The organism is Actinomadura fulvescens, assembly GCF_039533225.1.
Lineage (GTDB): Bacteria > Actinomycetota > Actinomycetes > Streptosporangiales > Streptosporangiaceae > Spirillospora > Spirillospora fulvescens.
The window spans coordinates 695,922-714,724 of sequence record NZ_BAAATD010000004.1; the positions used below are offsets into that span (position 1 = coordinate 695,922).

Genomic DNA, 18,803 nt, shown 5'->3' on the forward strand with positions numbered 1-18,803 from the left:
GGATTCCAGTCGTGACAGCGTCCACCAGCCAGACAGGCACCACCGGCGTCGCGCCGGTCTCGATCAGCCGCCGGATCGCCGACGAGCTCGGCGTCCGGGAGGGGCAGGTACAGGTCGCCGTCGACCTGCTCGACGGCGGATCGACGGTGCCGTTCATCGCCCGCTACCGCAAGGAGGCGACCGGCGCGCTCGACGACGCGCAGCTCCGCGCCCTTGAGGAACGCCTGCGCTACCTGCGCGAGCTGGAGGAACGGCGCGCGGCGATCCTCGAATCGGTCGAGTCGCAGGGCAAGCTGACCGACGAGCTCCGCGCCCAGATCATGGCCGCGGAGTCCAAGGCCCGGCTGGAGGACATCTACCTCCCGTACAAGCCCAAGCGCCGCACCAAGGCCCAGATCGCCCGCGAGGCCGGGCTGGAGCCGCTCGCCGAGCTGCTGCTGACCGACCCGTCGAACGACCCGCAGGCCTCGGCCGCCGCGTACGTGGACGCCGACAAGGGCGTCACGGACACGGCGGCGGCGCTGGAGGGCGCCCGGGCCATCCTGGTCGAACGTTTCGCCGAGGACGCCGACCTCATCGGCCTGCTGCGCGAGCAGGTGTGGTCGCGGGGCCGGATCGTGTCCAAGGTCCGCGAGGGCAAGGAGGAGGCGGGCGCCAAGTTCGCCGACTACTTCGACTTCGCCGAGCCGTTCACCAAGCTGCCCTCGCACCGGATCCTCGCGCTGTTCCGCGGCGAGAAGGAGGAGATCCTCGACCTCGACCTGGAGCCGGAGCCCGAGCCGGCCGAGGGGCGCAGCTCGTACGAGACGGAGATCGCCCGCCGCTTCGCGATCGTCGATCAGGGGCGGCCCGCCGACCGCTGGCTGGGCGACGCGGTGCGCTGGGCCTGGCGCACGCGCATCCTCGTTCACCTGGGTCTTGACGTGCGGACGCGGCTGCGGCAGGAGGCGGAGGACGAGGCGGTCAAGGTGTTCGCCGCCAACCTGCGCGACCTGCTGCTGGCCGCCCCGGCCGGGACGCGCGCCACGCTCGGCCTCGACCCCGGCCTGCGCACCGGCGTGAAGGTCGCGGTCGTGGACGCCACCGGCAAGGTCGTGGCCACCGACGCGATCTTCCCCCACGAGCCCAGGCGCAAGTGGGACGAGTCGATCGAGACCCTCGCCCGGCTCTGCCGCGAGCACAAGGTCGACCTGGTCGCGATCGGCAACGGCACGGCGTCGCGCGAGACCGACAAGCTCGCCGCCGACCTCATCGCCCGCCACCCCGACCTCAAGCTCACCAAGATCATGGTGTCGGAGGCGGGGGCGTCGGTGTACTCGGCCTCGGCCTTCGCCTCCAAGGAGCTGCCCGACCTGGACGTGTCGCTGCGCGGCGCCGTCTCGATCGCGCGGCGCCTCCAGGACCCGCTGGCCGAGCTGGTCAAGATCGACCCCAAGTCGATCGGGGTCGGGCAGTACCAGCACGACCTGTCGGAGGTGAAGCTCTCGCGTTCGCTGGACGCCGTCGTGGAGGACTGCGTCAACGCGGTCGGCGTCGACGTCAACACCGCCTCCGCGCCGCTGCTCACCCGCGTGTCGGGCATCGGCGAGAGCCTGGCCGAGAGCATCGTCGCCCACCGCGACGCCAACGGGCCGTTCCGCACGCGCGCCGGTCTCAAGGGCGTGGCGCGGCTCGGGCCCAAGGCGTTCGAGCAGTGCGCGGGCTTCCTGCGCATCCCCGGCGGCGACGACCCGCTCGACGCCTCCAGCGTGCACCCCGAGTCGTATCCGGTCGTGCGGCGCATCATCGACGCGGCGGGCAACGACGTCCGCGCGCTGATCGGCAACACGGCGGTGCTGCGCTCGCTGCGGCCCGCCGACTTCGTGGACGACACGTTCGGCCTGCCGACCGTCACCGACATCCTCGCCGAGCTGGAGAAGCCCGGCCGTGACCCGCGGCCCGCCTTCAGGACCGCCACGTTCAAGGAGGGCGTCGACACCCTCGCCGACCTCAAGGCCGGGATGATCCTGGAGGGCGTCGTCACGAACGTCGCGGCGTTCGGTGCCTTCGTGGACGTCGGCGTGCACCAGGACGGGCTCGTCCACATCTCCGCGATGTCGGACAAGTTCGTCGAGGACCCGCGTGACGTCGTCAAGCCCGGTGACATCGTGCGGGTGAAGGTGCTGGACGTCGACCTGCAGCGCAAGCGCGTCTCGCTCACGCTGCGCCTTGAGGACGAGTCGCCGCGGCCGGCCGGTGGCCGCGAGCAGCAGGGCGGAGGCTCAGCCCGCCGCGGCGAGCGCGGCGGCGAGCGGGGCGGCGGCCAGCGCGGCGGCGGTGGGCCACGGAACGGCCAGGAAGGCGGCCAGCAGGGCAGGCGAGGCGGCGGCGGTCAGGGTGGCCGCGGCGGTCAAGGCGGCCAGGGTGGTCAAGGCGGTCGCGGCGGTCAAGGCGGTCAGGGTGGCCGCGGCGGCCGTGACTCGGGCTCGGGCTCGGGCGGCGGCGGTGGCGGGGCCATGGCCGACGCGTTGCGGCGGGCAGGCCTCGACAAGGGCCTCCCTAGCCAGGGCAAGGGCGGCGGTAAAGGACGCGACAAGCGCCGCTAGGCGCTCCTAGCGTTCGTAAGGGCCATGCTGAGGGGGCGTCGGCCGGGCGGGATACCGTCCGGTCTGCGTCCCCTCCGGCCGTGCGGGCGGCGGCGGTGCCTGCGGCTGGCCGTACGCCGGGTCGGGCTCATGGCCGTACGCCTGGCCGGGCTGAGGTGGGGCAGGCGGCTGACCTGGCGGCGGCACGTCCGGCTGAACCGGCGGCTGGCCATGCGGAGGCACGTCCGGCTGCGGTGGTGTCGGTGCCGCCAGCGGGGTGGCGCCCGCAAGCTGGATGCCGGCCAGCGGGTCCCGAAGGAGGGGAGCCCGCGTCAGCGGGGCGCGCGTAGCAGGTGACGCCTGGCCGTAAGGATCCTGAGCGGGCGGCACCTCCTCGTACTCCGGCCCCTCGTCGGCGCGTACCGGATGGTGCCGGGGGAACTGCAGCACCGCGATCGCGCCCAGTGCCAGCGCGCCCAGCCGCAGCGAGAAGTGGCGCAGGTCGCTCGGCCACGGCTCGGCGTACATGAACGTGCCCATGAGCAGCAGGTAGGACTTGGCGCTCACCGTCATCACGGTCGCCACGATCGTCACCCGGCAGCGCTGGAACGCGGCCACCATGATGCCGAAGCCGAGCGCGGCCGACAGCACCGTGATGTAGGGGTACGGGGTCGACAGGATGTCGAGGCCCTTGGCGCCGTTGTCGCTCCACCCCTTGATCGCGAGCTCGGCCGTCCCCACCGGGAAGCCGGAGCTGAGCCCGTAGGCGATGCCCGTGATCGGCCGCGCGTGCCGTCCGTCCGGCCGGTAGTCGCTCAGCACGATGATCAGCAGCGGCACCACGATCGCCGGTGCGACCACCACGCCGAGCTTCCAGAGCGGCACGTCGACCGCCTCCAGCGGCGGCGGGTCGCCGATCGACAGTGCGAGCAGCGCCATCGCCGCGCCGATCAGCAGCAGGCTGAGCCACTCGCGCGCGGTCATGCGCTCGCCGAAGAACGCCATCGCGATGAGGATCAGCGGGATGACCCCGGACATGAAGATCGGGACGGCGATGCCCAGCGACACCTTGCTCAGCGCGAGGATCTGCAGGCTGAGCCCGCCCAGGACGAGCGCCAGGCCGACCAGAAAGATCCAGTTGGTGACGATCACCCATGCCATGTGCGGGATCCGGTTGCCCCGGACCGGCTCCATCCGGTCCGCGGCGAGCTTGAAGATGGCGAAGCCGATGTAATAGAGCCCGGTCGCCCCAAAGGCCGCAACTATCCCGTTCATCCCGAACGAGTATGAGGGTTGACGTGCGGTATGTCACACCCTTGCACAACATCCGTCACGGAAAGAGATCGACGCTCGGGGGCCCATCCTGGTTTTTCCCTGCGTCTTCTCCGCCACCGATGTCCTCAGCCGGGGCCGGGACCCCATAGACTTGGCGCGCGAGGCGCGGAGCCGGTCCTTCGGCGTGCCCGCGCCCGACTCTAGAGACTGATTGGCTGAGTACGCGTCGAACCTCGAACGCCGCGGCCGAGACAGCGCCGGATCCAAGGAGACCTACCCCAGTGAAGACCGATGTCGAGGAGCTGACCCCCACGCGGGTCAAGCTCACCGTCGAGGTTCCGTTCGACGAGCTCAAGCCGAACCTCGACAAGGCGTACAAGGAGATCTCGCAGCAGGTCAGCATCAAGGGCTTCCGCCGCGGCAAGGTTCCCGCCCCGCTGATCGACAAGTACGTCGGCCGGGGTGCGGTCCTGCAGGAGGCGGTCAACGACGCGCTGCCCGAGCTGTACGGGCGCGCCGTCGAGGAGAAGGAGCTCTTCGTCCTCGGCCAGCCCGACGTCGAGGTGACCGAGCTCAACGACGGTGAGCAGTTCGCGTTCACCGCCGAGGTCGACATCCGGCCCAAGTTCGACGTGCCGGACTACGACGGCCTCGAGGTCACCGTCGAGAACGCCGAGGTCACCGACGAGCAGATCGACGAGACCGTCGACAACCTGCGCGAGCGGTTCGCCTCGCTGACCACCGTCGAGCGCGCCGTCGAGGAGGGCGACTTCGCCACCATCGACCTGACCGCCACGATCGACGGCGAGAACATCGAGGACGCCTCCACCAACGGCTACTCCTACGAGGTCGGCAGCAAGTCGGCCATCGAGGGCCTCGACGAGGCGCTGGTCGGCCTCTCGGCCGGCGAGAGCAAGACGTTCACCAGCACCCTGGTCGGCGGCGAGCGCGCCGACGAGGAGGCCGAGGTCACCGCCACGGTGCAGAGCGTCAAGGTCAAGAACCTGCCCGAGCTGGACGACGACTTCGCCCAGATGGCCAGCGAGTTCGACACCATCGGCGAGCTGCGCGAGGACGTGAAGTCCCGCCTCGACCGCCAGACCCGCATGCAGCAGCTCTCCGCCGCCCGTGACAAGGCGCTGGAGGCCCTGCTGGACAAGGTCGAGATCCCGCTGCCGGAGAAGGTCGTCGAGGAGGAGATCGGCCGCCGCAACCAGCAGCTGGAGCAGCAGCTGCAGATGGCCGGCATGAGCAAGGCCGACTACCTCAAGGACGAGGAGAAGTCCGAGGAGGACTTCGACCAGGAGGTGGCCGACGCCGCCGCGCTGGCCGTCAAGGGCGGCTTCGTGCTCGACCAGCTCGCCGTTCAGGAGGAGCTGGGTGTCGAGAACGAGGAGCTCAGCGAGTACGTGGTCACGCAGGCCATGCAGATGGGCGTGGCCCCGCAGCAGCTGGCCGAGTACCTCACCGAGAACAACCAGCTCCCGGCGATCGTGTCCGAGGTCCTGCGCAGCAAGGCCCTCAACCTCGTGGTCGAGCACGTCACGATCAAGGACGAGGACGGCAACGTGATCGACGTGGAGGCCGTCCGCCGCGAACTGAACGGCGAGACGACCGAAGCCGAGACCGCCGAGACGGACACCGCCGAGACGGACACCGCCGACACCGCCGACACGGCGGAGCCCGCTGAGGCCGCCGCAGACGAGGCAGAGGCCGCCGAGGTCCCCGAGACCAAGGACGACGACAAGAAGGACGCCTGACGCGATCTGAGGCTTCCTGAGCCCGGCCTGGCCCCACCGCAGGGACCAGGCCGGGCTTTTGCCGTTCCGCCGCCCTAGACGCCCGGCCCCGCACGCGAACGCGCGGCGCTGAGCCGAAGCGAGCGCCAGCGAAGCTTCGGCGAAGATCGCGAAGCGATGTCGCCCGCCCTCTACACCCCCCACCCGCCACCCTTCGGCGGTTCGGGGCCGAGCCGCCAGGCGAGGTCCCCGAGGCCGCAGAAGAAGACAGCACAGCGATACGCCCCCAGCGAAAAGGCGGGCCTGGCGGCTTAAACGGGGTCGGGAGCGCGTTAATGTCCAATCATCCGAACCGATTAAAGGACCGGAGGAACACCCGGTGAGCATGCCTCCGACTTTCAACGAGTCGTCGCCGATCCAGGCGCGGGTGGCCGAGGCGCCCCTGCTTCCCCTGGGTGAGCAGCTTTTCCAGCGCCTGCTGCGTCAGCGGATCGTCGTTCTCGGCCAGCAGGTCGACGACGACATCGCCAACCGCATCTGCGCCGAGCTGCTGCTGCTGTCCGCCGAGGACGGCCGCCGCGACATCACGATCTACATCAACTCGCCAGGTGGCTCCGTCACCGCCGGCATGGCGATCTACGACATCATGCAGTACGTCCCGAACGACATCGTGACGGTCGGCATGGGCCTTGCCGCCTCGATGGGGCAGTTCCTGCTCTGCGCCGGCACGACCGGCAAGCGCTTCGCCCTGCCGCACGCGCGGATCATGATGCACCAGCCGTCGGGCGGCATCGGCGGCACGGCCTCCGACATCAAGATCCAGGCCGAGCAGATGTTGTACGTCAAGCGAACGCTCGCCGAGAAGATCGCCGAACACACCGGCCAGCCACTGGACCAGATCGAGCGCGACTCCGACCGTGACCGCTGGTTCACCGCCGCCGAGGCCAAGGACTACGGCTTCGTCGACCACGTGGTGGAGAGCGCGACGCAGGTGCCCTCCGAGGGCCCCGTCTCCTGACGACTGAATCCTTTATCGGAGGCACACAGTGAGCGACCTGATCAGGCCTAACCTGGTGACGGCGGGGGGCGTGACGCCCGTCGACAACCGCTACATCATTCCGTCGTTCGTCGAACGGACCACGTACGGGGTCAAGGAGATGAACCCGTACAACAAGCTGTTCGAGGAGCGGATCATCTTCCTCGGGGTGCAGATCGACGACGCGTCGGCCAACGACGTGATGGCCCAGCTGATCACGCTGGAGTCGATCGACCCGGACCGTGACATCAGCATCTACATCAACTCGCCCGGCGGCTCGTTCACCGCCATGACGGCGATCTACGACACGATGCAGTTCGTCAAGCCGGACGTGCAGACCGTCTGCATCGGCCAGGCCGCCTCGGCCGCGGCCGTCCTGCTCGCCGCCGGCACGCCCGGCAAGCGGGCCGCGCTGCCCAACTCGCGGATCCTGATCCACCAGCCCGCGACCGAGGGCACCTACGGGCAGTCCAGCGACATCGAGATCCAGGCCCGCGAGATCATGCGGATCCGGGAGCTCCTTGAGGACATCCTGGCCAAGCACAGCGGCAAGGACCTGGCCGAGGTGCGGCACGACATCGAGCGTGACAAGATCCTTACTGCCGAGGAAGCCAAGGCGTACGGTTTGATCGACGACGTCTTCCTCAGCAGGAAGCGCAAGGCCGAGGTAGTGTCGTCCTGAGACGGCAACCCGGATGAGGGGAGACCCCGAGCCCGGTCGTCATACTTCCGGGCGAGGGGCTTACCAAGTCCGTTGGAGACGGTAACGTCGAATCCAACGTCGAGAGCCTTCGGGACGCAACCGAGCTGCGCCGCATCCTCTCAGGCGGGCGGCCCCACGAAAAGGAGACAGTTGGGTGGCACGCATCGGCGACGGTGGTGACCTGCTCAAGTGCTCGTTCTGCGGGAAGAGCCAGAAGCAGGTCAAAAAGCTCATCGCGGGTCCGGGCGTGTACATCTGCGACGAGTGCATCGATCTCTGCAACGAGATCATCGAGGAGGAGCTCTCCGAGACCTCCGACCTCAAGTGGGACAGCCTGCCCAAGCCGCGGGAGATCTTTGATTTCCTCGACTCGTACGTCATCGGGCAGGAGACGGCCAAAAAAGCCCTTTCGGTGGCCGTTTACAACCACTACAAGCGGATCCAGTCGGGTGACAACGGCAGGGACGACGCGGTCGAGCTGGCCAAGTCCAACATCCTGCTGCTCGGCCCGACCGGCTCCGGCAAGACGCTGCTCGCGCAGACGCTCGCCAAGCTTCTCAACGTCCCGTTCGCCATCGCGGACGCCACCGCCCTCACCGAGGCCGGCTACGTGGGCGAGGACGTCGAGAACATCCTGCTGAAACTGATCCAGGCGGCCGACTACGACGTCAAGAAGGCCGAGACCGGGATCATCTACATCGACGAGGTCGACAAGATCGCTCGCAAGAGCGAGAACCCGTCGATCACCCGGGACGTCTCGGGGGAGGGCGTCCAGCAGGCCCTGCTGAAGATCCTGGAAGGAACGACCGCCAGCGTCCCGCCGCAGGGCGGCCGCAAGCACCCGCACCAGGAGTTCATCCAGATCGACACCACGAACGTGCTGTTCATCTGCGGTGGCGCCTTCGCCGGTCTGGAAAAGATCGTCGAGTCCCGGGTCGGCAAGCAGGGCATGGGTTTCGGCGCGGTCATCCGCTCCAAGACCGAGTTCGACGAGTCGGTCAACGTCCTCGCCGACGTCATGCCGGAGGACCTGCTCAAGTTCGGCATGATCCCCGAGTTCGTCGGCCGGCTCCCGGTGATCACCAGCGTGCACAACCTGGACCGTGAGGCTTTGATCAACATCCTCACCGAGCCCAAGAACGCGCTGGTCCGCCAGTACCACCGGCTCTTCGAGCTCGACGGGGTCGACCTGGAGTTCACCGACGACGCCCTTGAGGCGATCGCCGACCAGGCCATCCTCCGCGGCACGGGCGCCCGTGGCCTGCGCGCCATCATGGAGGAGGTCCTCCTCTCGGTGATGTACGAGGTCCCGTCCCGCCATGACGTCGCCCGTGTCGTCATCACGCGGGAGGCCGTCCTCGAACACGTCAACCCGACCCTCGTCCCGCGCGAACGCACCAAGCGCGAACCCCGCGAGAAGTCGGCCTGACGCCTTCGGGCAGAAGGGGCAGTGTGTCCGCGGAGAGCGCGGACCCACTGCCCTTCGCCATGCCTGCCCAGGGGGCGACCCCCTGGAACCCCCGGGGGCAGTAGGGGCAGTGTGTCCGCGGAGAGCGCGGACCCACTGCCCTTCGCCATGCCAGCCCAGGGGATGACACGAGCACGTCAGCCGGGCCGTAGCGCCGTTCCCAACGGCTAGGCCCACGCTCCGCGGTAGGCGATATCCACGGCCAGAGCGGCCACGGACAGCGCGAAGAAGACCGACCAGTTGGCCAGCGCGTAGAAGCGCGCCCACAGGTGGAACGCGAAGGCCGTGACAAAGAACAACACCAGGCCGATCGCCGCGGCCGTTCCGATCGCCGGCACCGCGAAGCCGAGCAGCAGCCCGAGCCCGCCCGCGCCTTTCAGGACGCCGGCCGGAATCACCCACCGTTCCGACAGTCCCGTCTTCGCCAGATTGGAGACGATCATGGGGTGGCGGACGAAGTCCAGACCAGCGGCGAAGAGATTGGCGGCGGCCGCCAGGACAGTGACGATCACGTAAGCGACTGACACGGGGGTTCTCCTGTCGAGTTGGTTGTGCTGTCTTGGCTCGTTCCTCCGTCCGACGGGACAGCGCGGGCAAAGGTGAGGCTCGGCGCGCACGTGCGCCCGGTACCACTGTGACCCTCTTCACATCGCAACCAAACGCTTGCTAGGCTCCGGTCATGATCTCCACGATCGTCTGGGGGACCGGCAACGTCGGCCGCCTGGCCATTCGCGCCGTCGAAGCACATCCGGCGCTCGCCCTCACGGCCGTACTCGTCAGCAACCCCGACAAGGTCGGCCGCGACGCCGGCGACCTCGGCGGGCTCGACCGCGCCCTGGGCGTTACGGCCACCGACGACATCGACGCGGTGCTGGCCGCACGCCCCCAGGCGGTGGTTTACGCGGCGTCCGGTGAGCTGCGCCCCGATGACGCCGTCACCGACATCACCAAGGCGATCCGGGCCGGGGCGGTGGTCGTCACCCCGTCCCTCTACGCGCTCTATGACCAGCGCAACGCCCCGCCCGAGCTCCGCGCCCCGGTTCTGGACGCGATCGCCGAGGGCGGCGGCTCGCTGTTCGTCTCCGGCGTCGACCCCGGCTGGGGCAACGACGTTCTCCCGCTGCTCGTCAGCGGTCTCGGCGGCACCATCGACGTGATCCGCTGCCAAGAGATCTTCGACTACTCCACGTACGACCAGGAGGATTCGGTCCGCTACCTGGTCGGTATGGGCCAGCCGATGGACTACGAGCCGCCCATGGTCGCCCCCACGATCCCGACCATGGTCTGGGGCGGCCAGATCCGCCTGATGGCCCGCGCCCTCGGCGTCGAGCTCGACGAGATCCGCGAGACGCTGGCCCGGCGCGAGCTGGACACCACCGTCAGCACCACCACGATGGGCGAGTTCGAGAAGGGCACCCAGGGCGCCCTGCGTTTCGAGGTGCAGGGCATCATCGGCGGTGAGCCGCGCATCGTAATCGAGCACGTCACCCGCATCCACCCGTCCTGCGCCCCGGACTGGCCGACCCCACCGGACGGCGACGGCGCGCACCGCGTGATCATCGAGGGCCGGCCCCGGATCGAGGTCACGGTCGAGGCCACCGACGAGGGCGGCAACCGTGCCGCGGGAGGCAACGCCACCGCGGTGGGCCGCCTCGTCAGCGCCGTCGACTGGCTGGTGGACGCCGAACCCGGCCTCTACGACGCGCTCGACGTCCCCCTGCGTCCCGCGGTCGGCAAGCTCGGAAGGAAGCCATGAACATCGACATCCCGCAGGGCAAGGACCCGATCGAGTACGTGTGGGGCGAGATGATCCCGGGCATCGGCCCCGCCGCCGCCAACTTCTCCCTCGCCGTCTACGCCCATACGACGCTCGGCCTCCGCGAGTTCGAAGCCGCCCGCCTGCGCATCGCCCAGATCAACGGTTGCGTCTTCTGCCTCGACTGGCGTACGGAACGCGACGGCGAGAAGGTCGAGGACGACTTCCCCGAGGCCGTCATCAACTGGCGTACCACGGACGCCTTCGACGACCGCACCCGCCTCGCCGCCGAGTACGCCGAGCGCTACGCCCTCGACCATCACAACCTGGACGACGACTTCTGGGAACGCATGTCGGCCCACTACACCCAGAAAGAGGTCGTCGAGCTGAGCATGAGCCTGGGCTCCTGGCTGGCCTTCGGCCGTCTCAACCGTGTGCTAGGCCTGGACACGATGTGCGTCCTCCCAGGGCATCGCCCTGGCTGACGTCCGCGCCCTTGCGGCCATGGGGTGTTAAGACTGTCCTTGCGGACACTGTTAGTAAATACACATACACAGAAAGTCACGACTGGCCTAAATTGCGTCACGTGTTGCCTGAGCGCACACGAGTGAAGGATCACCAAGACGCAATGGAGGTCAGCCGTGGAGGGAACGATCCTCGTCGCCGGAGACGAGCGGCCTGATGCGGACTCGGCGGTAGCCGAACAGCTGCGTCGTCTGTGCACGGCGATGGAGGAGCACGGGCTGCGCGTCCGATGGACGCACCGGACCACCGACGCGCTCGCGGTGATCCGGTCGGAGTCGATGCTGATGGGGATGCTGGCCGGCTGGGACGGGGGCGGCGAGAAGGTCCTCGACGCGGTGACCAAACGGTTCCACCGCCTGCCGGTCTTCCTGATGGCCGCCGAGCAGGAGCCGCGCGACCTCCCGCTGTGGGTGTACGAGGTGATCCAGGGCTACGTTCTCCTGCTGGAGGACACCCCCGGCTTCATCGCCGGACGCATCGCCCATGCGGCCGAGGAGTACACCGAGCGGATCCTCCCGCCGTTCTTCGAAGCCCTGCGCAAGCTCGAAGACCGGCACCGCTACTCCTGGCATACCCCCGCCCACGCCGGTGGCGTGGCGTTCCTCAAGTCGGCGGTGGGCCGGGCGTTCTTCGACTACTACGGCGAACGGCTGCTGCGTACCGACCTGTCCATCTCGGTTCCCGAGCTCGGATCGCCCCTCGACCACACCGGCCCGATCGGTGAGGCCGAACGCAACGCCGCCCGGATCTTCGGCGCCGACCGGACGTTCTTCGTGGTCAACGGCAACTCCACCGCCAACCGCATCGTCGGCCATCACGCGATCGCCCGCGACGAACTGGCGCTGGTCGACCGCAACTGCCACAAGTCGATCCAGCACGCCCTCACCATCAGCGGCGCCCGCCCGGTCTACCTGGTCCCAGAGCGCAATGGGCTCGGCCTAGCGGGACCCATCCCAGCCGGAAAGCTCTCGGCGGAGGCCGTACGCGAACGCCTCGCGGACCACCCGTTCACCGCCTCCGCAGCAACTCCCGAGCCCGCGTACGCCGTGGTCACCAACTCGACCTACGACGGCCTGTGCTACGACACCGTCCGGGTCGCCGAACTGCTGGGCGCCTCGGCCCCACGTGTGCACTTCGACGAGGCGTGGTTCGCCTATGGCCGCTTCAACCCCCTGTACGACCGGCGGTACGGTATGGCCGTCGACGAAGAGTCCCTGCCCGGCCCGAGCCGCCCGACGGTGTTCTCCACACAGTCCACGCACAAGCTCCTGGCGGCGCTGTCGCAGTCGTCGATGCTGCACGTCCGCCCGGCTCCCCGGGCACCCCTGGACTACGAGCGGCTGAACGAGACGTTCCTGATGCACGCCAGCACGTCGCCGCTGTACCCGATGATCGCCTCGCTGGACGTGGCGGCGGCGATGATGGACGGTCCGTCCGGGCCGTTCCTGACCGGGGAGGCCATCGTCGAGGCGATCCGCTTCCGGCAGGCGATGGTGCGGCTCGCCGGCCGCATCCGCGAGGACACCGCCCGCCCGGACTGGTTCTTCGGCGTGTGGCAGCCCGACGAGGTGACCGACCCGCGCACCGGACGTTCCCTGCCGTTCGAGAACGCCGATCTGGAGCTGCTCTCCACCCGCCCCGAGTGCTGGACCCTAGCGCCCGGCGCGGCCTGGCACGGATTCGACGACCTGGACGACGGCCACTGCATGCTCGACCCCATCAAGGTGACGATCACCTGCCCCGGCGCCGACGCCACCGGCGGCACCACGGAGTGGGGGATACCCGCCAAGATCGTGGCCGCCTACCTGGAGCGTCGCGGCATCGTCGTGGAGAAGATCGGGGACCACACCCTGCTGGTGCTGTTCTCGCTCGGCATCACCAAGGGCAAGTGGGGCACTCTCATCGACGCGCTGATCGACTTCAAGAGCGCCTACGACGCCGACCTGCCCCTGGCTGAAGTCCTGCCCGACTTCGGTCCATCCGGGATCACCCTGCGCGCCCTGTGCACACAGGTGCACAACAAGCTGCGCGACGCGAACCTGGACGACCTCCTAGATCAGGTCTTCACCGACCTACCGGAACCCGTCCTCACCCCAGCCGCCTGCTACCAGGCCCTCATCCGTTCCAAAACCGAACGCGTCCCCCTACGCGAGCTCGCGAACCGCACCTCCGCCGCGATCGTCGTCGTGACCCCACCCGGCATCCCGATGCTGATGCCAGGCGAGTCGACCGGCCCCGACGACGGCCCCCTGATGAGCTACTTGTACGCCCTGGAGGACTTCGACCGCACCTTCCCGTACCTGGCCACCGACATCCACGGAGCCGCCCGCGACGAATCCGGCCACTACTGGATCGACTGCGTAACCACATAGCGCGGGGCTCCTGGCTGCGGTCCGCGCCAGGAGCCTCTCTACGCTCATCGAGCGGTCAGGTCCGGATGTAATTCTGGGCCCAGTATTCGAGGGTGTGCTTCTTGCCGTGGAGGACGAATTCCGCACGCAGGGTCTTGTGCTTGAAGTTAGTGCCGAAGTAGCGCTTCTTGCCGTCGCACGGGAACTTACCCTTCCACCACAGTCCGTTCCAGATGCCGTAGTACCGCCATGCCATGCCTACTGAGAACTTGGTTCCGTCCCCACCGGACCAGCAGCGGACGACGATCTGCACGTACGGGTGGCCCCTGCGAGAGAACGCCTTACCCTTCCACTTCCCCTTGAACTTCTTCGTCTGGTGCCGAAGGGTGACGTAGTAGCCGCGCTTGGCCTGGGCGTCGGACGCAGCGGCAGATGACTGCGCTGCCACTGGCTTGGCCGGTGCGGCAGAGGCCTGCGCCGGAGCGACGGCGACTGTGAGTACGGACGCGGTCGCCGCCAGCCCGGCGAGACCCGTCTTCAGCGCTCGGGAATTGTTCACCCTTTCTCCTTCCGATTGCACTGGCTCGCAGCCCCTGTTTGGGCTACGGGAGACAAGTCCACTGCCACCCCGTCTCGACGACGTCTCCGAGCTGTCTCCAGCGCAGCTGAGCCCACGCGCCGCCAAGCCCACGACATGAAACGTGACCATCGCAAGGCACGACGAAGGCTCCTCCGCTCATGGAGGGGTTAACCCGTTACGCCTCCGGCTTGATCGCCGCTCATCCGCAGCAAGATCAGTTCTAGCTTTCTGAGAGCCGTGGCGGGGTCCTGGGCAGAATGCACGACACCGAGTCTTGAGGAGTAGCACCACCGCACCTCGTCGTCCCAGTAGGGAGCCAAGGAAGCGGTAACGCACACCATCGCTTCGGATCGTCGGAGCCCGACCACCAGCACCGGCGGGGACTGACCATAGTGATCAGCGAACTGCAGGTGCTCTTTCCCTTCGACGACCGCGGCCCTTTCGAGACGATCGAGAAGGCGAATCGCTTTGCCGTGCCTGCGCGTGAGGCGGTACCACAAGAGGCGCTGACGACTTTCCGGAGGCTTCAGACGCACATCCGAGCCCATACGACCTTTCCTCCTCCCTCGCTATCGCTTACCGGACGGATCCCCCACGCCTCCGCGAGGCTCGCCACCATCGCAACCCCGCGACCGTTCTCGCCCACGAGGTCAACTGGAAGGGCTTCTGGCTGCACGGGAGACGGGTCCCAGACTTCGATCAGGACGTAGCCGCGCTTGCCCAGCGGACGCGCTGCCTTCTCCAGAGAGACCCGAACGATGATCGCCTCACCGCCCGCATGTCGGAACGCGTTCGTCACCAGCTCGGAGACCACAACGCGCGACGTGTAATCCGCTGACAGCCCGGACTGCGGATCGTTCTCGATGCCCCAGGCCGCGAACTGATCTTTGATGTATTGGCGCGCTGCCCACGCCGCTCTATCGGTGGATGCGAGGAAAAGAGGTGGAGCCTCTATCCCGGTTTCTGTGTCGATCATCGGGGTGACCTTCGACGGTTGAAGGTGTGTTGCTGCCTGTCACCATCTAGCCACGGTTCAATTCTGGTCTCTATCAACTGCCGGGAACCTGCAAGAAAACGTTGCTAGCATCGGAACCGAAGTCCAACTCAGTTAACCTCGGTTACGAAGGGCGATCATGGCTACCCCTAAACGTCCTGCGTCTACGTCGCCCGGCCTCAAGGCATTCGGGCGCCAACTCAAGCGTTGTAGGGACGAAGCCGGGTTAACTCAAGAGGTGATCGCCAATCGCTGGGACGTGACCACATCTTTCGTTTCCCAGGTCGAGAGAGGTAAGAAACGACCGAAGCGCAGCCACGTCGAGACTGCTGATCGCTTGTTGAAGGCTGGCGGGGTCCTGCTCTCGCTCTACGACGACCTGGCGAGCGATCAAGCGCTAGCCTTCCCCGATTGGTCTGACTGGGCGCCTGTCGAGGCAGAGGCCGTCATGCTGATCTCATGGCAACCCATGGTGGTGCATGGTCTGTTGCAGACCGAGGCGTACGCGGGCGCGATCCTTCGAGGCAACACAGCCGATGTCGAAGCACGCATGCAGCGACAAACCATCCTGACGAGGGACGAACCTCCCCCGCCTAGGTTCACTCTCCTGCTAGAAGAGGGAGTGTTGCACCGCAGAGTCGGCTCGCCCGGCATCATGCGCGATCAGTTGCTACACCTGGTGAGTCGTGTGTCCGACCAGCTTTCGATCCAGGTCGTCCCGGCACGAGGCGAACACGACGGCAACGCAGGGTCAGTCACGCTCGCCCGGCTAGACAACCTGGCTGAGGTCGCCTATGTCGAGACGATCGGCCGTGGATTTACTCTTGCAGAGTCGGCGGAACTTGGGAGGATACATAAGGCGCTGGAGGAGATTCGAAGCCTGGCGTACAATGTGGACGAGTCGGTAGAGATCATTAACAAGGTGGTTGAGCGCAAATGGACCTGAGCGACGTCACGTGGCGGAAGTCTTCACGCAGCACTTCACAGGGCGGCGAGTGTGTTGAACTTGCCGAGGTTCCCAGCATCATCGCGGTCCGCGACAGCACGGACCCTCAAGGGCCAGTTCTGACCTTTGGCCACGATGCCTTCCGGCGCTTCATGGACGGCATCAAGAACGCGTGACGCAGGAATCAGATAAAGCCCCTCGTTCCGCGTAACACGGAACGAGGGGCTTTATCACTCTGACAGAGGCCCAGACGCGGACCTGGTGGTGTATACCCGCAACCACAACCTGCGCGAGCGTCGCGAGGGTTGATGAGAAGGGCGATCGAGCAACGATGGAATTGAAGTGGCGGAAGTCATCTCAGAGCCTTAGCAACGGTGGCGAGTGTGTAGAGCTAGCCAGCTTCCAGGAAATCCTGGCTGTGCGGGACAGCAAAGACCCTCAGGGCGCCATCTTGCTGGCGGCCCGCGCAGATCTGCGCAAGGCCATCCACCGGAAGCTCTAAGGTACGCAGCGCGCCAAGGTCTCGCCGCAGGACGTGGGTCTGCCGCCGGCGGGTGTGCGCCGCCGAACCCCAGGCCTGCGTCGCGAGGAGGTCGCCTTGCTGACCGGTGTCGGGGTCACCTGGTACACGTGGCTGGAGCAGAGCCGCGACATGGCGCTGAGTGCGCCGGATTCGTTGGCCGTGTTGCGGCAGATCAGAGAGGGCCTAGATGGTTGAGTGGCGTAAGTCGTCGTACAGCGATGGCGAGCAGGGCGCCTGCGTTGAGTTGGCGCGCCTCGCCCTGGCGGTTGGCGTACGGGACTCCAGGGCTCCAGAAAGCGGACACCTCACCATGTCCGTCAAAAGCTTCGCGGAGCTTGTGGTCCGCGTGAAGCGGGCAGAGCTGGACCTGTAGAGGCAAGAAGCAAACCCGTCCGCCAAGAGCCCCGGCTACAGCCGGATTTGGCTAAGGCCGTATGGCGGAAGTCATCACGTAGCACGGCCAACGGCGGTGACTGCGTAGAGATCGCATCTCTTCCGGATGTCATCGCAGTACGCGACAGCAAGGACCCCAGCGGCTCGAAACTGACCTTCGCTCCTGACGCTTTCCGGTGCTTCGTGGGCAACATCAAGAGCTCATGACGCAGGAAGCACGAAAGGCCCCTCGCTCCGCAAGAAACAGAGAGAGGGGCTTTTGCTTGGACTCGGTCCTCGACTTGTTGCCACTGGGGCGTGGTGCGGAGGGGTGTACCACTGAAGGGGTGGGGGTCTGGGGGCTTGCCCCCAGCTTGGGGATTGGGGCGGGAGCCCCAATGGGGCTGTCCGAGCGCTAGCGAGGGCCTTGCTTTTGTGTGGTTAGGAGCCGCCTAGGCCTGCTTCTCGGGCTAGGACTATGGCTTGGGCTCGGTCGGCCACGTGGAGCTTCATGAAGATGTTGGAGACGTGGTTGCGGACCGTCTTCTGGCTCAGGAAGAGGGCGGCGGCGATGTCCTGGTTGCTGCGGCCTTGGGCGATCAGTTCGAGGACTTCGCGTTCGCGTTCGGTGAGCTGGGGGAACGCGGCCTGGCGGGGGTCGGGCATGTCGGTGAAGTAGGCCAGGACGCGGCGGGCGATCTCGGGGCCGTAGATGGCCTCGCCGGCGGCCACCGCTCTGACGGCCCGGGCGATCTCTTCGGCGCCCGATTCTTTGAGCAGGTAGCCGCGGGCCCCGGCGCGCATGGCGGCGAAGACCGAGTCGTCGTCGCGGAACATCGTCAGGACGAGGACGCCGATCCGCGGGCTCGTGCGCGTGATCGTGCGGGTGGCCTCGATGCCGTTGCCGCCGGGCATGTGGAGATCCATCACGACGACGTCGGGCTGGAGTTCGGCGGCGAGCTTGACGGCCTCGGGCCCGTTCTCCGCCTCGGCCACGACCTCGACGCCGAGGGCCGTCAGGAGCCCCTTGAGGCCCTGGCGGAAGACAGGGTGATCATCGGTGATGAGGACGCGGATGCCCTCTGCGCTCATGTTCGTCCGCCTTTGCCGGTCGAAGGCCGATGCTACCCGGCACGGCGAGGGGAAGCCGTGCCGAGACGACCGTGCCACCGCCGGCCCGCGAAGTGATCGTGCAGCCGCCGCCGACCTCGGCCGCCCATTCGCGCATGGCGATCAGGCCCCGGCCGCCGCGGGGCCGGAGCTGGGCGCCGTCGGCGTGGCCGTTGCGCAGGCCTTTGCCGGTGTCGGCCACCATGAGGCGGAGCTCGGTGTCACGGCTCAGGAGGACGGTCGCGGTGCAGGCCTCGGAGTGCCTGCGGACGTTGGTGAGGGCCTCGGCGACGATGTGGTAGGCGGCGACCTCGGTGGCCGCGGGCAGGTTGGTGGGATCACCGTCGAACTGCACGTCGACCCGTTCGCAGGCGCCCTCGGCGAGAGACTTGATCGCGCCCACCAGGCCCAGGTCGTCCAGTGCCGGTGGGCGCAGCCCGTGCGCGAGGTCGCGGACCTCCCCGACGGCGGCGGCGAGCCGGTCGCGGATCTCGCAGAGGAGCGGGTCGACCCGCGTGGGATCGGTGACGAGCATGATCCTGGCTTCATCGAGGGACATGGCGGCGCTGGCCAGCGTGGGGCCGAGCTCGTCGTGCAGGCTGTGGCGGAGGCGCCGGCGTTCCTCCTCGTGGGCGGCGATCATCCGCGTGCGGGAGCGCTGGAACTTCGCGGTCAGCCGTACGAGATGCGGGATGCTCGCCAGGTGCGCCGTCACCGCCCCCGCGATGAACGCGCCGGCCACGCCGGCCGCACGCGCCAGTAGCCGTAGCATCCCGTCCTTCCCCTCGCAGGTGTGCGCCCTGACCGGGCCGTCCCCCGTCCGGAACGACCCTGTCCGGTGGGGTGACCCGGTGTCAGGTG

The 18,803-nt window shown here is 67.7% G+C and carries 20 protein-coding genes; 13 read left to right on the forward strand and 7 right to left on the reverse strand.

The features are described 5' to 3' along the window. Positions 1-11: 11 nt before the first annotated feature. The gene (locus ABD333_RS18810) at positions 12-2,585 is read left to right on the forward strand and encodes a Tex family protein (RefSeq protein ID WP_344542551.1); all 2,574 of its coding nucleotides are present in this window, start codon (positions 12-14) and stop codon (positions 2,583-2,585) included. A 6-nt stretch (positions 2,586-2,591) separates the two neighbouring features. Here the strand turns inward: ABD333_RS18810 and ABD333_RS18815 are convergent, their stop codons facing one another. Next, positions 2,592-3,839, reverse strand: coding sequence for a hypothetical protein (locus ABD333_RS18815; protein WP_344542553.1), 1,248 nt, complete (start codon positions 3,837-3,839; stop codon positions 2,592-2,594). A 281-nt stretch (positions 3,840-4,120) separates the two neighbouring features. Here ABD333_RS18815 and tig point away from each other — a divergent pair, with 281 nt between their 5' ends. From tig to clpX, 4 genes are all read left to right on the forward strand, one after another. Further along, positions 4,121-5,599, forward strand: a complete 1,479-nt coding sequence (gene tig, locus ABD333_RS18820; RefSeq protein WP_344542555.1) for a trigger factor — start codon at positions 4,121-4,123, stop codon at positions 5,597-5,599. 364 nt (positions 5,600-5,963) lie between these two features. Next, the gene (locus tag ABD333_RS18825) at positions 5,964-6,596 is read left to right on the forward strand and encodes a ClpP family protease (protein ID WP_344542658.1); all 633 of its coding nucleotides are present in this window, start codon (positions 5,964-5,966) and stop codon (positions 6,594-6,596) included. Between the two features lie 28 nt (positions 6,597-6,624). Next, complete coding sequence (locus tag ABD333_RS18830; protein WP_344542557.1) at positions 6,625-7,296, forward strand: ATP-dependent Clp protease proteolytic subunit; 672 nt, start codon at positions 6,625-6,627, stop codon at positions 7,294-7,296. 175 nt (positions 7,297-7,471) lie between these two features. Continuing rightward, on the forward strand, positions 7,472-8,746 hold the full coding sequence (clpX, locus tag ABD333_RS18835) for an ATP-dependent Clp protease ATP-binding subunit ClpX (protein ID WP_344542559.1): 1,275 nt from the start codon (positions 7,472-7,474) through the stop codon (positions 8,744-8,746). Positions 8,747-8,952: 206 nt separating this feature from the next. Here clpX and ABD333_RS18840 read toward each other — a convergent pair whose 3' ends face one another. Then, complete coding sequence (locus ABD333_RS18840) at positions 8,953-9,312, reverse strand: DoxX family protein (RefSeq protein ID WP_344542561.1); 360 nt, start codon at positions 9,310-9,312, stop codon at positions 8,953-8,955. Between the two features lie 152 nt (positions 9,313-9,464). Here ABD333_RS18840 and ABD333_RS18845 point away from each other — a divergent pair, with 152 nt between their 5' ends. From ABD333_RS18845 to ABD333_RS18855, 3 genes are all read left to right on the forward strand, one after another. Continuing rightward, a complete protein-coding gene (locus ABD333_RS18845) occupies positions 9,465-10,541 on the forward strand; it encodes an NAD(P)H-dependent amine dehydrogenase family protein (protein ID WP_344542563.1) in 1,077 nt (358 codons plus the stop codon). Beyond that, the gene (locus tag ABD333_RS18850; protein WP_344542565.1) at positions 10,538-11,026 is read left to right on the forward strand and encodes a carboxymuconolactone decarboxylase family protein; all 489 of its coding nucleotides are present in this window, start codon (positions 10,538-10,540) and stop codon (positions 11,024-11,026) included. Before ABD333_RS18845 ends, ABD333_RS18850 begins: the two co-directional genes overlap by 4 nt. Positions 11,027-11,182: 156 nt before the next feature. Next, positions 11,183-13,438, forward strand: coding sequence for an Orn/Lys/Arg family decarboxylase (locus tag ABD333_RS18855; protein ID WP_344542566.1), 2,256 nt, complete (start codon positions 11,183-11,185; stop codon positions 13,436-13,438). Positions 13,439-13,493: 55 nt separating this feature from the next. Here ABD333_RS18855 and ABD333_RS18860 read toward each other — a convergent pair whose 3' ends face one another. From ABD333_RS18860 to ABD333_RS18870, 3 genes are all read right to left on the reverse strand, one after another. Then, positions 13,494-13,976 carry a hypothetical protein gene (locus tag ABD333_RS18860; protein ID WP_344542568.1) on the reverse strand — a complete coding sequence of 161 codons (483 nt, stop codon included), beginning with the start codon at positions 13,974-13,976 and terminating at the stop codon, positions 13,494-13,496. A gap of 188 nt (positions 13,977-14,164) precedes the next feature. Next, positions 14,165-14,545, reverse strand: a complete 381-nt coding sequence (locus ABD333_RS18865; protein WP_344542666.1) for a hypothetical protein — start codon at positions 14,543-14,545, stop codon at positions 14,165-14,167. Then, positions 14,524-14,973 carry an ATP-binding protein gene (locus ABD333_RS18870; protein WP_344542569.1) on the reverse strand — a complete coding sequence of 150 codons (450 nt, stop codon included), beginning with the start codon at positions 14,971-14,973 and terminating at the stop codon, positions 14,524-14,526. The genes ABD333_RS18865 and ABD333_RS18870 overlap by 22 nt, the downstream gene beginning before the upstream one ends. 157 nt (positions 14,974-15,130) lie before the next feature. Here ABD333_RS18870 and ABD333_RS18875 point away from each other — a divergent pair, with 157 nt between their 5' ends. The 5 genes from ABD333_RS18875 to ABD333_RS18900 all read left to right on the forward strand — a co-directional run bounded on the left by ABD333_RS18875 (position 15,131) and on the right by ABD333_RS18900 (position 17,060). Next, positions 15,131-15,937, forward strand: a complete 807-nt coding sequence (locus ABD333_RS18875; protein ID WP_344542570.1) for a helix-turn-helix domain-containing protein — start codon at positions 15,131-15,133, stop codon at positions 15,935-15,937. Continuing rightward, a complete protein-coding gene (locus ABD333_RS18880; protein ID WP_344542571.1) occupies positions 15,928-16,113 on the forward strand; it encodes a DUF397 domain-containing protein in 186 nt (61 codons plus the stop codon). Before ABD333_RS18875 ends, ABD333_RS18880 begins: the two co-directional genes overlap by 10 nt. Positions 16,114-16,268: 155 nt before the next feature. Next, complete coding sequence (locus ABD333_RS18885; protein WP_344542573.1) at positions 16,269-16,439, forward strand: DUF397 domain-containing protein; 171 nt, start codon at positions 16,269-16,271, stop codon at positions 16,437-16,439. A 208-nt stretch (positions 16,440-16,647) separates the two neighbouring features. Beyond that, positions 16,648-16,833 carry a DUF397 domain-containing protein gene (locus ABD333_RS18895; RefSeq protein WP_344542575.1) on the forward strand — a complete coding sequence of 62 codons (186 nt, stop codon included), beginning with the start codon at positions 16,648-16,650 and terminating at the stop codon, positions 16,831-16,833. Between the two features lie 47 nt (positions 16,834-16,880). Continuing rightward, positions 16,881-17,060 (forward strand): DUF397 domain-containing protein, encoded by a 180-nt coding sequence (locus tag ABD333_RS18900; RefSeq protein ID WP_344542577.1) that lies wholly within the window; start codon positions 16,881-16,883, stop codon positions 17,058-17,060. Positions 17,061-17,273: 213 nt separating this feature from the next. Here ABD333_RS18900 and ABD333_RS18905 read toward each other — a convergent pair whose 3' ends face one another. Then, positions 17,274-17,924: a response regulator transcription factor gene (locus ABD333_RS18905; protein ID WP_344542579.1), complete on the reverse strand. Its 651-nt coding sequence runs from the start codon at positions 17,922-17,924 to the stop codon at positions 17,274-17,276. Further along, entirely contained in the window at positions 17,887-18,714 is an 828-nt protein-coding gene (locus tag ABD333_RS18910) for a sensor histidine kinase (RefSeq protein ID WP_344542581.1), read from the reverse strand. The genes ABD333_RS18905 and ABD333_RS18910 overlap by 38 nt, the downstream gene beginning before the upstream one ends. Between the last annotated feature and the right edge of the window lie 89 nt (positions 18,715-18,803).

Bases quoted from the DNA above. Each gene is read 5' to 3' on its own strand.
- ABD333_RS18815 (WP_344542553.1), bottom strand. From the start codon at position 3,839: ATGAACGGGATAGTTGCGGCCTTTGGGGCGACCGGGCTCTATTACATC.
- ABD333_RS18825 (WP_344542658.1), top strand. From the start codon at position 5,964: ATGCCTCCGACTTTCAACGAGTCGTCGCCGATCCAGGCGCGGGTGGCC.
- ABD333_RS18845 (WP_344542563.1), top strand. From the start codon at position 9,465: ATGATCTCCACGATCGTCTGGGGGACCGGCAACGTCGGCCGCCTGGCC.
- ABD333_RS18850 (WP_344542565.1), top strand. From the start codon at position 10,538: ATGAACATCGACATCCCGCAGGGCAAGGACCCGATCGAGTACGTGTGG.
- ABD333_RS18865 (WP_344542666.1), bottom strand. From the start codon at position 14,545: ATGGGCTCGGATGTGCGTCTGAAGCCTCCGGAAAGTCGTCAGCGCCTC.
- ABD333_RS18870 (WP_344542569.1), bottom strand. From the start codon at position 14,973: ATGATCGACACAGAAACCGGGATAGAGGCTCCACCTCTTTTCCTCGCA.
- ABD333_RS18875 (WP_344542570.1), top strand. From the start codon at position 15,131: ATGGCTACCCCTAAACGTCCTGCGTCTACGTCGCCCGGCCTCAAGGCA.
- ABD333_RS18880 (WP_344542571.1), top strand. From the start codon at position 15,928: ATGGACCTGAGCGACGTCACGTGGCGGAAGTCTTCACGCAGCACTTCA.
- ABD333_RS18885 (WP_344542573.1), top strand. From the start codon at position 16,269: ATGGAATTGAAGTGGCGGAAGTCATCTCAGAGCCTTAGCAACGGTGGC.
- ABD333_RS18895 (WP_344542575.1), top strand. From the start codon at position 16,648: ATGGTTGAGTGGCGTAAGTCGTCGTACAGCGATGGCGAGCAGGGCGCC.
- ABD333_RS18905 (WP_344542579.1), bottom strand. From the start codon at position 17,924: ATGAGCGCAGAGGGCATCCGCGTCCTCATCACCGATGATCACCCTGTC.
- ABD333_RS18910 (WP_344542581.1), bottom strand. From the start codon at position 18,714: ATGCTACGGCTACTGGCGCGTGCGGCCGGCGTGGCCGGCGCGTTCATC.